At 46.6% G+C, this 16,250-nt stretch carries 8 protein-coding genes; 2 read left to right on the top strand and 6 right to left on the bottom strand.

What is annotated here, in order from left to right; genetic code table 11:
- Positions 1 to 286: 286 nt before the first annotated feature.
- Positions 287 to 1,162: an alpha/beta fold hydrolase gene (locus AB4Z08_RS19645; protein WP_441575472.1), complete on the bottom strand. Its 876-nt coding sequence runs from the start codon at positions 1,160 to 1,162 to the stop codon at positions 287 to 289.
- 357 nt (positions 1,163 to 1,519) lie between these two features.
- Between AB4Z08_RS19645 and AB4Z08_RS19640 the strand changes: the two genes are divergently transcribed.
- Positions 1,520 to 2,071, top strand: a complete 552-nt coding sequence (locus AB4Z08_RS19640) for a dihydrofolate reductase family protein (RefSeq protein ID WP_441575471.1) — start codon at positions 1,520 to 1,522, stop codon at positions 2,069 to 2,071.
- Positions 2,072 to 2,238: 167 nt separating this feature from the next.
- Positions 2,239 to 3,261, top strand: a complete 1,023-nt coding sequence (locus tag AB4Z08_RS19635; RefSeq protein WP_441575470.1) for an LLM class flavin-dependent oxidoreductase — start codon at positions 2,239 to 2,241, stop codon at positions 3,259 to 3,261.
- Positions 3,262 to 3,525: 264 nt separating this feature from the next.
- On the opposite strand, the gene AB4Z08_RS19630 is transcribed toward AB4Z08_RS19635, so the two are convergent.
- From AB4Z08_RS19630 to AB4Z08_RS19610, 5 genes are all read right to left on the bottom strand, one after another.
- Positions 3,526 to 4,713, bottom strand: coding sequence for a hypothetical protein (locus tag AB4Z08_RS19630; RefSeq protein WP_441575469.1), 1,188 nt, complete (start codon positions 4,711 to 4,713; stop codon positions 3,526 to 3,528).
- A 75-nt stretch (positions 4,714 to 4,788) separates the two neighbouring features.
- Positions 4,789 to 5,946 carry a hypothetical protein gene (locus AB4Z08_RS19625; RefSeq protein ID WP_441575468.1) on the bottom strand — a complete coding sequence of 386 codons (1,158 nt, stop codon included), beginning with the start codon at positions 5,944 to 5,946 and terminating at the stop codon, positions 4,789 to 4,791.
- A 32-nt stretch (positions 5,947 to 5,978) separates the two neighbouring features.
- On the bottom strand, positions 5,979 to 9,548 hold the full coding sequence (locus tag AB4Z08_RS19620) for a hypothetical protein (RefSeq protein ID WP_441575467.1): 3,570 nt from the start codon (positions 9,546 to 9,548) through the stop codon (positions 5,979 to 5,981).
- Positions 9,538 to 11,853: a hypothetical protein gene (locus tag AB4Z08_RS19615; RefSeq protein WP_441575466.1), complete on the bottom strand. Its 2,316-nt coding sequence runs from the start codon at positions 11,851 to 11,853 to the stop codon at positions 9,538 to 9,540. Before AB4Z08_RS19615 ends, AB4Z08_RS19620 begins: the two co-directional genes overlap by 11 nt.
- A complete protein-coding gene (locus AB4Z08_RS19610; protein WP_441575465.1) occupies positions 11,846 to 16,243 on the bottom strand; it encodes a DUF6603 domain-containing protein in 4,398 nt (1,465 codons plus the stop codon). The genes AB4Z08_RS19615 and AB4Z08_RS19610 overlap by 8 nt, the downstream gene beginning before the upstream one ends.
- Between the last annotated feature and the right edge of the window lie 7 nt (positions 16,244 to 16,250).

Below are 16,250 nucleotides of genomic sequence, written 5' to 3'. Positions count from 1 at the left end.
CCGGCATGGAGCGCAGGAAGTAGTTGCCATTGCGCTTATACCCAATGAGAGGACCGAGTTTTCCCGTAAAGGGAATGACAGACATTTGTTTTGCCATGGGAGATTATTTTGATTACTATAAATATAACATAATCCGGGGAACCTGTTTCCGGGACGGATGGAAGATTATCTAATGTGAGTGTACCGAGTATTGTATAATGTTCAAGGATAGTTCGATGGATATTTGCGAATGGCAAATATGAGTGTATGGGCATTTAGATAATATTGAAAAAGGATATGATGATGGTTACTTTAAGAAACTATCCAGATATCCCAATATTGTTTTGGTCTGCATCATCAGGGTGACATGCCCCTGCGAAGGAACAATGGCCAATTGCGATTTGGGCATTACTCCAAAATCAGCACATATAGCACCTCCCAGCAGTTGATATGTTTTTATTAACTCAATTTTATCCAGGCCATCATTGTCGCCAGAAATCAGTAATACAGGCGAAGTGATTTTCGCAATATTTGTTTCGCCCAGGTTGAATGTTGTATGGTTATAAGCAATCATCTGCTCCAGGAAACTGGTCCATTTTGTTTTGTCTGGTGCTACTGCATCATATGCCGCTTTCATGGGACTTTTCGTAAATAATTCAGGCTTCATACTTTTAAACGCATTGGTTACTTCGGGCATCCAGCCACTACTTTTATAAGTGGATGAAATGATCACCAGTTTTGTTACGCGTTTAGGGCTTTGTATTGCCAACTGGTACGCCACGCAGCCACCAAAACTATAACCTGTAACAGCTGCACTGTCCACTTTTAAGTAATTCATTACTCCTTCCACATCACTTGCCAGGGTGTGATAGTCTAATTTTCTGTCTGAAAACGGTGTGTGTCCATGCCCCTGTAATTCGATGGCAATTACTTTTCTTGTTTTTGACAATTCAGGTATTAATTGTCCCCAGTTCATCCCAATGGTCATAAAAGCACCATGCAGTAAAACGATAGGTTCGCCCTGACCATATACTTCGTAATAAACTTTAATGCCATTAACAGGTACGTAGCCACTGTCGGCAGGTTTAAGCTGTTGCCCGTCAGACTGAAATGCGGTTAAAAAAAGGACCATAATTATTAATACCTGTTTGAACACATTAGATGTTTTAAATACTCTTTTCATAAAACGTTGTTTAAATTATTTTGAACTTGTTGACACTACAAAGATGACAACCATTTCAGGATTTGACGCTGGGGGATAACGACAACTTTGGGGGTGAATTCCGACAATACATCGCTTTTTTAGGCACCTGATATTTTAAGCTACCCAAAAATGCTATCAGGGGTTCTATTAAAAGCCCTCCCTTTCCGTTGTGATGGATAATCGTAAGATGATCCCTATCGGATAACGGCGTAGCTTTGGGCTTAAATGCCCCTTTTCTTGTCGCAGATGGCCCTCACTTTGATGGATGTATTAATTTATTTTTGACCTGTATATGAGCACATCAGCATAGAAAAATCAAAGATTAAAACCGATCAAATGAGAAATATAATCTATGGTATCAATCTGACTGCAGATGGTTGCTGCGATCATACCCAAATGAGTGGCAGCGAAGAGACCCACGAGTATTTCACGGACCTCATGCGGGATGTTGACCTGATCATCTATGGACGTAAGACCTTTCAGTTGATGGTTCCTTTCTGGCCTGACTTCGAAAAAAAGCAATCCGGGACGAAAGCGATCAATGAATTTGCGAAAACATTTAACGCCATTGACAAAGTTGTTTGTTCCCGGTCGTCAGACAACTTCGAAGGTGTTACGAAGGTTATTCGTGAGCACCTCGCAGCAGAAATTCTGCAACTGAAACAGGAATCAGGAAAAAATATTTCAATTGGTGGTGTAAGTCTGCCTGCGGAATTGATAAAGCTTGGGCTGGTGGATGAATATTATTTTCTTGTTCATCCTGTGATTGCGGGGCAGGGGAGACGGTTGTTAGATGATACCGTTCTTCCCCATCAGCAACATTTAATACTAGCAGACTCGCGGGTGCTTAAATCAGGATGTATATCTCTTCATTACCTGAAACAATAATAGCGGGGGCCATTTCGGCCCGCAACGTAAACAAAAAGCCTTCGGATTTTATCTGAAGGCTTTTTGTTTTATATCTGCATACTAACAATTTTATTAGTATGAAAGAAATTGTTTGCGCAACCAAAAATAGATAATAAAGGTTTATTTTTCCGTATGAAAAAGAAGTTATGAAGAAAATAGGATTTTTATCGTTCGGGCATTGGTCTGATCATCCAGCCTATAAGACCCGTACAGGGAGTGACACATTGCTTCAATCTATTGATCTGGCTGTTGCTGCCGAAGAAATTGGTTTAGACGGCGCCTATTTTCGTGTGCATCATTTTGCAGCTCAGTTAGCATCCCCATTTCCTTTGCTTTCGGCCATCGGTGCCAAAACAAGCAAAATAGAGATTGGAACGGGTGTAATTGATATGCGCTATGAAAATCCACTGTATATGGTGGAAGATGCCGGAGCTGCGGATTTAATTTCGGAGGGGCGATTGCAATTGGGAATCAGCAGAGGTTCGCCGGAACAGGTAATTGATGGGTGGCGCTATTTTGGATATGAACTAGCTGAGGGAGAAACTGACGCAGATATGGGACGCCGTAAAGCGTTGGAATTCCTGGATAAGTTAAAAGGTGTGGGATTTGCCCGGCCTAATCCGTACCCGATGTTTCCGAATCCACCAGGCTTGCTACGCCTGGAGCCATATTCGGAAGGACTGCGGGAACGTATTTGGTGGGGAGCCGCTTCTAATGCTACTGCTGTTTGGGCTGCTGAAAACGGGATGTACCTTCAGAGTTCTACGCTGAAGTTTGATGAAGGTGGCAAACCTTTTCATATCCAACAAGCCGAGCAGATCAGGTTGTACAAAGATGCCTGGAAAAAAGCGGGACACAACCGCGAACCGAGGGTTTCTGTGAGCCGGTCTATTTTCGCATTGGTAAACGATCAGGATCGCTATTTCTTTGGGAAGGAAACCAATAAGGTCGATAAAATCGGCATGATTGAAGCGGACAAACGCGCCATTTTCGGAAGAAGCTATGCTGCAGAGCCAGATCAACTCATAAAGGAGTTAGCTGAGGACGAAGCTATTCAGGAGGCAGATACGATCCTTTTGACGATACCCAATACATTGGGAGTTGATTACAATGTACATGTGTTGTCTTCTATTTTAGAGCATGTGGCACCCGGATTAGGTTGGCGTTGAAGTAACGTTAAAATTGGTATCAGGGATTTAACCGGAATCCCTGCGTTTCCACAAAAAAGCGATACAAAATTCATGATTGAATTTTGTATCGCTTTTTACTTTACACTGGTAGCCGCTGCTTTTTCATTTTAATCTTTCTTAGTTCCAGCAATCGTTTCGGCCAAATACTGAAATGCCAGGTTGCCCTGATTATCCATAATAATAAACCACCGACCCACACAAACCATGCGTGTTATTTATTCACCTCCCCACCCTGGTAGCTACTTAACCATTGAGCACCTGCGTTTTTAGCAACTCATTATCCGAACCATATGTCATTGACGTGATGACCCCGTGCTGAGAAATAATCACCATTGGTATATTCAGGAAACTAAAAACCAAGGAAGCATTCTCCCTATCCACGGATATTTTCCAGGCACCACTTACCGCAAGCACCTCAGTAAAAATCTTAGGACAAGAAAGGTTGGAAATGTTTGCATTCAGGACCTGCATATTATTACTTACTTTTAATGAGAAAAAATCTGTTCTGGCATTAACAATTAATGGTGCGAGAATATTGATTTCCCCATTTACAACTGTTCTTGCATTTAACGTTAGCTGGGAAGCCATGTCCTTTCCAATGGTAACATTCCCTGGCAGATTGCTATTACCTGTTACTTTGAGTGTTGTACCTGACGCCCCCAGGCTTACATTTCCCAACAATTGCGCATTACCGCTTACCTGCAGTGTGTCTGCCTGGATCTGTGGGTTAGCAACAATGACGGTAGTGGTAAGATCCTTTATCACCGTTTCTCCCTGGGAAACCACAATGGCACGTAACAGGAAAGTAACATCATTCGTAATGGGTTTGGATGTCCACTTGCGTACATTGGTAACATCTACCACTTCATTGTTGTAATACATCGCGTATTTCGCCTGGCTGGAGCCTTCCCAGGTAAGTGTGACGGTTTGGTTATCCTGTACCAATGGTATCTGCGGCGTGAAGTTGCTGAAGAAAAAGCCATAGGGAAATTTGGTGACGGGAATATTCACAAAACGGTCGTCTGATCCTGCCGCTGAAGAGGAGGCTGTTTCAATGATACCAATTTGCACCGTACCCACCACCTGGCTAACGGCGATATTGAAAAACTGAAACACAACACCCTCCGTAGTGATAGTCACCGGCTTACCAGAAACGGGCAGAATATTGAATACGCCCGGGCTGGCGGGTGTAATACTCCAGACCCGCTGGGGATCGGCATTGTACAGGATCGATTCCAGGTTGTTCGTCAAATCCGGTGGAATGGTCACCTGTATACTTTCGAGGTTAACGGCGGCGTTACCGCCGTTGGATACTACCAGGATGAGTGCCGCATACATCGTATTACCATTCTGAGGACCGGCCTGTAACGGATCGGGTGTAGTGTTGATAGCGTAATCAAGCAACGTGATTGTTGAGTCGGATGTTTTCATGATGATATTTTTTATAGGTGAAAAATTGCGTATTATTTATTCACCGCCCACCCTGGTAGCATCCGTTCCACTACTTTAGCCATTGAGCACCTGCGTTTTTAGCAACTTATTATCCGGACCATACGTCATTGACGTGATGACCCCTTGTCCGGAAAGCATTAAAAGAGGTTTATCCCCGAACGAAAAAACCAGCGCATCATCTTCTGTATTTACAACGATGTTCCAATTGCCAGATCTGCCAGTAATTCGCAGGTCATTTATGTAAGCAGTCCTACTTACAGTCAGTGAGTCGAACTTTGCCATAACGCTGGAATAAAATGGTCCGTAAACATTCAGGCTTCCATTTGAACCTATGTCCAGTGAACCTTTCACTGTTGTCCGGGAATTGATATCCTTTCCAAGGACAGCACCTCCTATCAGATTACTGAGACCTAACACGGTGAGTGAAGCAGTTGGTGTTCCCAGCTTTACACCTCCCATTAAATTGGTAAGACCATTTACCTGCAGCGATGATGCGTAGATCTGGGGGTTGGCAACAATGACGGTAGTAGTGAGATCTTTTACCACCGTTTCTCCCTGGGAGAACACTACTGCGCGTAACAGGAAAGTAATATCACCTGTTAATGGCGGAGAAGTCCATTTACGTACATTGGTAACATCTTCCTCCTTATCGTTATAATACATGATGTATTTCGCCTGATTAGAGCCTTCCCAGGTAAGCGTGACCGTTTGATCCTCCTGCACTAAAGGTATCTGTGGTGTGAAGTTGCTGAAGAAAAAACCATAGGGGAATTTGGTGAGCGGGATATCCAGGTTACGGTCTTTTAACCCTGCCTCGTCCGTAGCAGCTAATTCTGTGATCCCGATTTGCACTGTACCCACCTGTTCATTAACGCGGATATTGAAAAATTGAAACACAATGCCCTCTGTAGTGATGGTCACCGGTTTACCGGAAACGGGCGTAATGTTGAATACACCCGGGCTGGCAGGGGTAATACTCCAGACCCGCTGCGGATCAGCGTTGTATAAGATCGACCCGAGGTGATCTGTCAGCTCCGGCGGAATGGTTACCCTTAAACTTTCTAAACTTATAGCCCTGTCACTGCCGTTGGATACTACCAGGACGAGTGCCGCATACACCGGATTACCATTCTGGGGACTGGCTTGTAACGGATCCGGGGTAGTGTTGATGGCATAATCAAGCAAAGTGCTTTTTAAGTCGGGTGCTTTCATGACGATATTTTTTAGTGGTGAAAAATCAGGTATTACTTCGTCACCGCACCTTTTAAGGTCAGGAGGCCTTCCCTCATTACAAGTGGAACGTTACTAAACTGCGCAGTGCCATCTGCCGGTGTTATGGTATATGTGTTCCATTCATCAGCGGACAATTGCTGCCAGCTCCAGGTGCCTTTCTTTAGTGCAGGCGCCGGAAATACAATGGACGCGTTATCCGTATCAGGTGCCGGAACAGCAGGGCTGACGAGTACACTCAATAAAGGTCCTATGTGAAAACTGAGATCCATGTTGGCAAATGCAGGCGTAACAAATTCCTGCGGAATAGTAACATCGATCACCGGTAATATGCCGGTGGTAGCATGCACGAGTGTACGCGGATCCATCAGCAGACTGAGATATGCAGGCTCGTCATCGAAAGACAGTTTCAGGGAATCACCATTACCGATGGCCTGTATATAAGTGCCGGCAAGTGTTCCGGCCGGAACACTATCTGTATAAAAAACATCATAACCGGCACCAATAAAATAGCCGATCAATCCATCGGTGCGTTGTACTGTTTCACCCAAACGGATGTTGAATTTCCAGGCAGGCACCAGGCTGATGTCCGGTTGAAAAGTGAAGCGCCAGGACGGATCGGTATCTATAACGGCATTCAGTTCAAACTGTACCCGCAGTCGCACCATTGCCACGGGTTTTCCAGCTAATAACATCAGGCTGGTATCTGTAGAAGTATGTGCCCCGTCAATATTGATGGCTGCTTTATCCAGTGTAGCCAACATAGCGGTAAAGGCGTCTGCTCCTATCTGTTGCATATTTTGCAGCATCAGGCCCAGGTGATTCAATGCAGGTGTATTGATAAGATCAGTAATGGTTTGATATACGCTGCCCACCGCAGGTTGCCAGTGGACTACCCGCTGCGCCTGTTCATTATACACCAGGCTCACCGCACCGATGATATTTCCCGGGGCATCGTAACAGGCAATACTTTGATCCAGGAAATTATGCAGCAGCCATGCACATATAGGATTAGTGCCGGGTGTGAGTCCTAAGATATGCGCATCACTATCTGCTGCTACAAAGTCCAGGTTTAGTCTTGCGGGTTGCAGCAGTCGCGGTGACAACTGTCCAAAACGATAACTTTCATCGGGCAACACCGCGTGTTGCGGTGTTAATGCCGGCGCCAGTATGGGGCCTGTTTTCAGGCTGCTCTGCAAGGTGGTTACATCACAGATCTGTCCGAATTTATCGACAATAGAGAGGCGTTGCACGGTGAACTGCCCTGCTCTCCAGGGTTGAAAACCGGAAGGACCAAAGTCGCCGAACCGTGGTGGTTGAGGGCTTCCCGGAAAAGGAACATAGTTGGCATTGTTGCCAACGAGATCCTGCATCGTGATATGATCAAAATATTCCTTTTTATCTACGCTGGGTGATACATTCGGCGTAGGTACACGCAGTTTCATATAAGGCGTAAGGCCCACAAAAGACTGGGAAAGAAAATCCCATCCATCTACCTGGGAAATAAAATCATTCAGCTCGGGGAGATAGGTGTTGTTGGGATATTCATCGATCATTCTTTGTAATTGCGCACGGAAATTAAAGGACGCCTGTGGGGTCATGAAGATCATGCCCTGATACTCTTCTGTTTTACTTAGCGGATCAAAACCTTCTCCATCCCAGGTATACTCGTTACCATCAAAATTCCACAATGGGAGTCCTCCATTGTCGTGGTTGATGGGATACCAATTGATATCCCATAGCATCACCAATGGCTGCCAGGGCTGTGTCCAGGTAGTTAGAGAAAGATCAGGACAAATGCCCAGTACATTTTTTCCGTCCAGCATATCCTGGTACACTGCATTGATGGTAGCGGGATCCGTAGTACCCAGTGCTGCCTGTGTGATCATAGTAGCGTTGAGGGGATCTAAGAAAAAACATTCCTGCAACAGATTTTCCATCTGTGGTGGTACCCGATTGATATCTGCGGGAATGGGAATGATGCTTTGCAGCATGTTCACGGTAATATCTCCGCCATTATAACTAATGCCTGTTACGAGCTGGCTCATGAAGCGGCATACCAGTGGTGCGGTGGGCGACAAAGGCAAATCATTTTTTATACCCTGCAACAATACCACGGGATCATATGCGTGGGCAAACGGACGCTTTGCATATTGCTTCAACGTTCTGGTATCCGGCAGGTCTTTACCCGCCGCATAGCGCAGTATAGCGGCCTGCAGCTCTTCTTGTGTAACGCCAAAAGGAATGGCCGTTTGCAGTTGTGCTACCTCCTGTAACTGCTGGTAAACCCTCGATATCAAACTGGATGGGAGATTGGGATTCAGTGCATCCTGGAACTGCTGTTTGGAAGTGCCTTGCGGATAAGGGTTGATCAATTTGTTGGTGATCACAAAATTATATTTCCACCAGGTTTGAAAAAGATCATACTGCAGGTTATTCAACACGATAAGTGCCTGCTCATATGTTACCTGCGCCTGGTTTAAAACAGCCAGCCATTCCGCTTCCTTTACTGCTTCCGCCGGATCCAGCGCCGGGGCTATATCGCCGGAAGTAGCAGCATTCACAATATCCCAGCCATATCCGCCATAGGTATATCCATAAGCAGCCGCTTTTAATTGTTGTTGTATTTCAATGGACGCATTGGGCTGATCCAACAATGGCAGCAGCGCCTGCTGGAAAGCATCGATGAGGCTTGTGTAAGTTTGATCCGTGGTTTGATGATTGATCATGGCGGCTAATGCATCGGCGGCTGTATTACCTATCGCCACTTTCACCTGACTTCCGTCCGGGATGTTGGTGGGGGCCGGTCCGTTGATATCCCATTTAATGCCCCATACAAATCCCTGGTAGATGCTCCAGTTGGCCACATCATCAGTGGGTGTTGCCAGCTGCCAGCCGGCATCGTCCATGAATGCCTGAAAGCTGCTTCCCTGCTGCCAGCTACCGGTGATATCTGCCGAGGGATCGCTATACCATCCTCCAACAAAATAACTGATATCATCCGTAGAGGGTACATTATCCAATGGATCAAAAATGCTGAACACATTCCAGCAATAAGGCTGATAAGATGCAAACATATTATTGCCGGGAGCAACAGCGGTGAGAAATAGTGATGGAGGAGGAGATGTTTCCTTATAATTATCCAGCGGCACTACCTGCCCCACAAAAGTTATTTCAATCTGATTGGTGTCTGGATTCAGAAATGGTGAACCGCCGGTGATTGGATCGTTATTATCCAGCGCATCACTTTCCACTACCCATGCTGTGGTTTTACGATTGGACAGAGGGCCGCTATAACGCACCACCAGCCAGCGATTGGGCACCAACGGAAAATTCATGGTCCCATCATCTCCCTGTGTTCCATTCCGGATAATATCGGGTAAGGTCCAGTGCACCACAATGCCGGTTTGTGGTATGATCACCCCTCCTGTAAAAGCTTTGGGTTCCGGTGAGGAATATGTTTTCAGGGCAGGGTAGGCGTATTGCCATTGCTTGATATTGATGCCTGTTAAGGATAATACTTTTCTGTTTACCACGAATGCTTTTGCATCAATCGGCACGAGTAGTGGGTTATTAAAGTTCATGGTTATTTTTTTTACCCGTGAGGGATGCGTTGAATACAATTTGTTCCGGCGTTTTCACCATTTCGATGGTGAATTGAGAAGACGTTAAGGAGGTGGTTTGCGATAAGGCGGTTGTCAAAGCCGGGATGAGGCAACTATGATCATCTTCGTTTTGCGGCACTAAGTTCAGCACCAGTTTGCCGATATCATTGGTCACCGGGCGCATGAACTGCCGGAGATCTCCTGTTTCGGGGAACAAAGGCAACTGCAGTGGCGCACCTAAGTTGCTGCTATCAAGACTGCGTAATGCGATTTTCCATTCATCTTCTACTCCATAACTTAATCCCTGATCAGGTTGACTAATAGTTACCTGGTCCGGTATATCTTTCCATAACAGCAAGAGCATATTGGCAGCGAGATTTTCCATACGCGCGATGTCTACCTGCTCCTCTTTTTTTGTTGCTTCTACCTGGATAGATGGCCAGCTGGTCAGCAATGCAGACCGGAGAATCATACCAGCTACGGGCAATGCGGGCGACACGTCCTCTTCCGTTTTTACTTTCAATAATTCTTTTCTGCGCTTAGCTGCTTTTTGTTTTATGCGCGTTAGCAATATGGGCGCCAGCCATTGATGGATCTGCTGATCTGTTTTACTGAAGATGCCTGCGCTGAATGCGCCTTGTAGTAACATTTCTATCCAGTTGTCATCTATAAAAAAGAAGCGGACACTTTCTACCGGTAACATGCGCTGATCCGGCACCAGGTGATTAAATGGTACGCCTTCCAGTAATGCTAACTTAGCCAGCCAACCGGCGGCCGGTGTGATCTCTTCCTCCAGCTGTGCGGCGATTGCTTCCTGTATGGACGGTTGCTGCAGGAACCAGGTAAATCTTTCTGCCGGATCTGTGGGGATAGCTGCATCCGGGAAAAGTGCGTTTGTATTTCTGGAAGATACCGGAGTAGTTTTTAAAGGCGTATCAAAGGCCAGGGCCAGGTCGTTTTGCAGCTGTGGTAATTTTTCCAGGAACAACTTCCTGGAGATACCCGGTATTATTAAGCCGGCAGCATCCTGTATATGCGACAAATGCGGCATGAAAGATCGTTCGATGATCCGCGCATTGAGTTGGATGACCTTATTTCTCATCTGCTGTAAAGTGCCTACCAACACGGGATCCGCCAATGCCATTGCCCTGCCTATTGTCCATGCGGCGCTATAGCTGTTATCGAAAATACCGGTGGTCTCATCGTATATCATGGCAGCGGCAGGTTGCAGATACCCGATGATATCACCCGGTAAACGCACTGGGGGGAATGGCGTAAACGGACCACGATACCAACAAAAACTGGCCGTGCCGGTGATGGTTTGATAACTTAAAGCAGTGTATCCGTCATTGATACGATTGGCGGCAGCATTCCCATTCTCCGTAACCGGAATACGCAGTAGCAAATTATCGGGATGATCACCGGCAGATGTGATGAGCGCTGTGGCCAATTCTGCGAAAGTCTGGCCCGGTTGCACGGCACTGATAAAGCTCCAGGAAGCCAGGCTTACCAGCTGCACTGCGGCAATTTGCACCGGCCATTCAGGATCGTCTGTCAGATAGTCTGTTAAGCCTTCCAGAGAAACCAGTTGTACATAATTCATAGCGCCTGCGCCATCGCTGATATTACTGGATTGAGGAAACCTGTTGGCCATCACTTCTGCGAAACTATTATTGAGTTGTTCATTATTGATCGCCTGACTGGTAGGATCAATGATGCTCCAGCGTGCTAATGTGGACAGTTCATTTAATCGTGGTGTTACTGCCTGAAATACAGCAGTAGAAATAATGATGGTGTTCACTGCACCGGACAATATATCATCGGATAGGAAGGTGCGGTCGATCATTGGTTTTAAAATCCCATCTGTGGGCTGCAATAATTCTGCTACGGTGGTAGTCACCACCGGTGATTTAGTCTTCGGGTCAATGTTGAGTTCATTTTCACTGAACACCAGTAAGGCCATCCAGGGAATGGTATTATCTTTTGTAATCAGCCGTTCCCAGGGCAGGGCGGTGTTCAGGAAGCTGATCACCGGCAGCACCTGGCTGAAATCTCCATTGGCATTATTGCCTGGAAACATCGCATGGATCTCCTGCGTATCGATACTGAATTGCGGCGCCTGTACATCAAACGCCTGTTTATTGGATTGCTGATAATTATTGGTATCTGCAGCAGGCAGGGAGATATTGACTTCTACTTCGTAATGCCCTGCGGGCAAACCTGGTAATTCATTGTCGTAGAATTGCAGGTATCCCAGTCCATCGATATCGGTTACCTTATGCATAACTGGTGGTTTTAATGATCAATGGAATGGCAGCAAAAATGCTGGGTACAGCCGTGGCGTATTGTAACATACTATCATTTGTGCCTGCATCAATTCCTAATTGCTGCAGGGTATCAAACAAGGCATTGCGTATAGCCGTGGTATCTGTGGAAGCGATATCTTGGCTGATGATGGAGATAGTGTTATCTTCCTTCTCCGCCGGGGTACCCACTGGTTGTTCCTGTGTGTTGACAGGCATTATACCGGCGATTAAAATTACATCTGTCAGATTTTTCACTGCATCTATCCGGCCGGGTGAAGCGCCAAAAATTGTGGCCGGCGCTTTGAGCTGGTAACCGGTGAGTTGGTTGTACAACAACTGCTGATCTTTTTCCGGCATCTGGTCCTGCGGTCCCACTCCCCACATTGCCAGAGGCAGGTTTTCCTCGTTGGCTGTAATCTGCCATGTGCTGGCTTCATCGAGGACGTCGAGTTCCACTCCTTCCTTGCGAACGATGAGGTTCAGGATGGAAGGCAAATTCTTTCCCTGGTCAGGGTTACCGTTTTTGCGGTTATCCTGCATGGCCCGGATGTTAATATTATCGCCCTGTTGCAGGATAGTACCATTGGAGTTCAGGGTAAGACTGGAGTTGGGCAGGGCAGAAGAGATAGAAAAACTGAATGCGGAAGGTCTTACTACCCAGGCCGCGCCGCTGTTGAGATCTGTATTACCATTGGCAGAAAGCCCGTTGATTGGCAGGATCTTTAACACACTATTACCGGCAGGCAGCTGTTGGAGGAAATCGTTCCAGCTGATAGGACCTGGATTACCACTGGCGTTAGCACCAAAGGAAATAGTAAAGGAGATGACCGTCCAGTTGACCCTGACCGTGCCTCCCGTTTCGGGGCCATACAGGTGCAACATGGCTCCCAGCGAAGCTTCTACGGTTACATGGGTAAACAGTAAATTCATGCGGTAAGAAGCGCCTACGGTGATTCCAATGGCTACATCGAAGTGGAATGGGTTCCAGTAGATCAGCAAATTTGCCCAGGCTTTGAACCATGCTTTCAGATCACCATCGTGAAAGGTGACGCTCAGTTCACCGCCGGCCATGATCGCCGCAGGGGTTAATGCAAAATAGGCGGCGCCGGTAATACTGATGGTTGCATCCATCGCCCAGCTGAAACCTACCCGCGCAATGGCCGGATAATAATTGGGAGGATCGAAAGCTGGATGATAACCACCTACTGTAATGACGAAGTCGCCTGTATGATCACTGGGGGAGAACCAGGCATAAAAAGCAAAACCGCCGGTGAGTTTACAGGATGGATCCAGCACATAGGAATTAGCGCTCAACACTGCCGATAAAGCGATGACGCCTTCGGTAGGATCTACCACCACTTCTATCTGTAATTCCACATAACCGTAGGTAACAGGACCTGTAATGGGGAATCTTGCACGGGAGAGCCCCAATAACGCAAACTGAAAATGATTGCCGAATTGTGCTATCAGTAATGCGTTGGTAAAGACCAGTTCAAACGAAGTAAATTGCAGGCCCGCCGCCAACCAGTATTGCCCGATGTTATCATCTATCCATGGGGTGCCACCGTTTGTTCCCATTAATATGCTCAATGCTTCATCGGGTGAAGCGTTGTTGCCACCGATCTTCGCAGGATTTTGTGCGCCTGCTACCAAGGGGAAATTATTGAGTTCACCGAGGCCGGGTATACGCAGTGCGGAGTTGTAACCAAAACCGGCAGCTAAACCTGTAACAAAGAAAGCCGGCACACCACCCAACGTGCCTGTTACCTGTGCAAACAGGAACATAGATGGTTTTGTGGCGGTGTGGGTACTATCCGTATATATGTTGGCGTAACTGCCCATCGCAGATAGGGAGAAGTTAGCGATGCGGGCTACGGCGCCACCGGCAAACTGCCATTCCACATCTCCGGTGGGCGGTATTTTCATCAACGTACCGCCCAGTTCAAATCCAGCTGTTTTATAGTCAATGCCAATGCCGCTGATGGTAAAGTCCGGAGTAAAACTATCCAATGGAGAACCAATGCCGGCGCCATTCAGGTCGATGGTTAAACCACCTGCCTCGAAGGATGCATCCAGGAGGAACCATAGCACCGGATCTGCGAATTTGATACCTATACGACGGAACATCAGCGGCCCCACTGCCTTTTGTATGTTCAGCCAGGTGGTACCATCCGACTGTTTTGCAGGGGTGGTGGTAACGGGTACGGTGGCGTTGCCGGCAGGTTTACCGGTGGTAGTGGTTTGTGCAGGCGGCTGGCCGGAATCGGATTGTCCGCCAACACCGGTGCTTACCGGGATGATATAACCACCTACATTAATACTCATTTCAAGGTCCACCGTGGACGCCATTCCCTGTGAAGGAATAGTGGGCAGTGCACCGCCCAGATGCTGCGATAAATCGCTGATGATGCGGTTTAGTTCATCTACCTGTTTTTGGGTGATGATGGCGGAAGTGATCATCACCTGCATGCGTTCTACCTGTACCCGCTCTATGGCTGACAAGGGTTTCCCGATTAATGGAATATTGGAAAGATTAATGGTCCTGTCGATATTCAGTCCTCCGAAAAAGACGAATTGATCACTGTCGACTGGTTTAAATATCAGGAGGTCTGCTTTGCCATATGCGGCTGCATCTGCTGCGATGGCGAAGATGCCGGAGCTGATGTTATAGGATAAGGTCACTGCTTTCAGCTCCAGCGCAAGAGCAGCCGGTATTTCCAGGTTTTCAAATCCAAGGGCATCGGCCAGGACCTGTAAGTCCACGGTGTTTACCTCGTCTTTCCAGGTACATGAAATGATGATGTCTTTTTTGTCATTATCATTGGTAATTTCCCCGATTATTTCGCGATCGTTGAGGATAAAAGTGACGGTGATGTCGTATTTAATTCCATCACTGATATCGATCATCAATGTTACTTTAAAATTAACGGCCGCACTACCTACGGTGATGGCGCCATTCAAATTGTACTCCATTGTTTTATTCGGCACATCCATATTAAAAAACATGGATCGCATGGAGAATATAGAGAGGGCCTGGGTAACCGCAGGTGATAGGGTACCGCCGCCAAAGGCAGATATGATGGTTTGCAGCCAGTCGGCAGCTGTCATTTTCTCATCTGTGTAAAGGCCCATTGCCAGCTGAAGTCCGGGTAGTTCGATGTCTCCTTTAAAAAGGATTTTTTTACCATCCTGGCCATATAGGGTGAGGTTGCCCATCAATGAAATATTTGAGTTACTAAACTCCCCAAAGGGATCAATCAGTAACCACATCACGGAAAAGTTATCCATGACGAGCTTATTGGGAATGATCTCCCAGGCGCTCAGAGTGCCTACTGCCAGACTGGTACTCATCACGGAGAAATCTCCCAGGCTGACATCGAGCGCATAAGACTGGATGCCGAAAGTTTGCAGATAAGGTTGCAGGATATTCGCAGGATATTTTTCGAAGAATTTATCCCAATTCTTACCTGCCATCCATTCACCCATCTGATTGATGCTGGTCACCAGGGAGCCCGGGGCAGGTGCTATCAGCAAAGTAATATTCGTGTTGGAAGTATCATAATCCAGGATGAAAGTAGCTTCCAGCACATCGTTTCCATCTCCAAAAGTGGTGTTGACAGCCAGCATTATTTCTCCCCAGGGAGCGACGATGTTATCTGGTCCTGTTTCGTAACTCATGGCCATTATAACAACGGGTTGAGATACGCTCAAAGCCTGGAGGTTAAGTGGTGGAATATCTTCAATTGCACCGTTCAGATTAAATAAAGGACCATTTTTAGTTTGTGTGATCAGTCCCTGGAAAACGGATGTTTGAGGTGAACCATTACCAAACATGGCTAATAACTGCGCAACTGGTCCCAGTACATTCGTTAAAGAAAAACCGGCGTAGAAATTAAGGCCCTGGTAAGTGCCTGGCGACAGATCGAAGCTACCATAAATAAAAATAAACTGAGGGTTCACAAATGATATGAAATCGAAGGGCCATCCCAATAACCTGGGAAAACTATTACTGAATACCCAGTTGCTGCTACCAGCCGCTGTTTGTGTTAAGTTTACTGTTAGCTGTACCTGGCAGGCGTCATCTACTTGTGTAAAAACAACGGTAGCAGTATTAGCGATGAGATGTAGAAAGGAATCAGTGACATTGACCGGCAATGCGACCGGAAAACTAAAACTGTTGCCGCCCGGATGCTGTGGAATATCTGCGGGATTTGCCTGCAACAGGATATTACCCTCCCTTCGCAACAGATCATCCTGCACGAGGGTAGCAAATGCGGAACCGCTGTTGAGCAGGGTATCGTCTAATACAATCATGCCGGTTTTTACCGCTTCGTCATACAGCGTTTGAGCAATGCTTGTTAACGACATGGAATTC

It is taken from the genome of Chitinophaga sp. RAB17 (assembly GCF_052114225.1).
GTDB lineage: Bacteria > Bacteroidota > Bacteroidia > Chitinophagales > Chitinophagaceae > Chitinophaga.
The sequence above is the reverse complement of the archived record's forward strand: the minus strand, read 5'-3'. Positions and strand labels throughout refer to the sequence as shown.

Bases quoted from the DNA above. Each gene is read 5' to 3' on its own strand.
- AB4Z08_RS19645 (WP_441575472.1), bottom strand. From the start codon at position 1,162: ATGAAAAGAGTATTTAAAACATCTAATGTGTTCAAACAGGTATTAATA.
- AB4Z08_RS19640 (WP_441575471.1), top strand. From the start codon at position 1,520: ATGAGAAATATAATCTATGGTATCAATCTGACTGCAGATGGTTGCTGC.
- AB4Z08_RS19635 (WP_441575470.1), top strand. From the start codon at position 2,239: ATGAAGAAAATAGGATTTTTATCGTTCGGGCATTGGTCTGATCATCCA.
- AB4Z08_RS19630 (WP_441575469.1), bottom strand. From the start codon at position 4,713: ATGAAAACATCCGACTCAACAATCACGTTGCTTGATTACGCTATCAAC.
- AB4Z08_RS19625 (WP_441575468.1), bottom strand. From the start codon at position 5,946: ATGAAAGCACCCGACTTAAAAAGCACTTTGCTTGATTATGCCATCAAC.
- AB4Z08_RS19620 (WP_441575467.1), bottom strand. From the start codon at position 9,548: ATGAACTTTAATAACCCACTACTCGTGCCGATTGATGCAAAAGCATTC.
- AB4Z08_RS19615 (WP_441575466.1), bottom strand. From the start codon at position 11,853: ATGCATAAGGTAACCGATATCGATGGACTGGGATACCTGCAATTCTAC.
- AB4Z08_RS19610 (WP_441575465.1), bottom strand. From the start codon at position 16,243: ATGTCGTTAACAAGCATTGCTCAAACGCTGTATGACGAAGCGGTAAAA.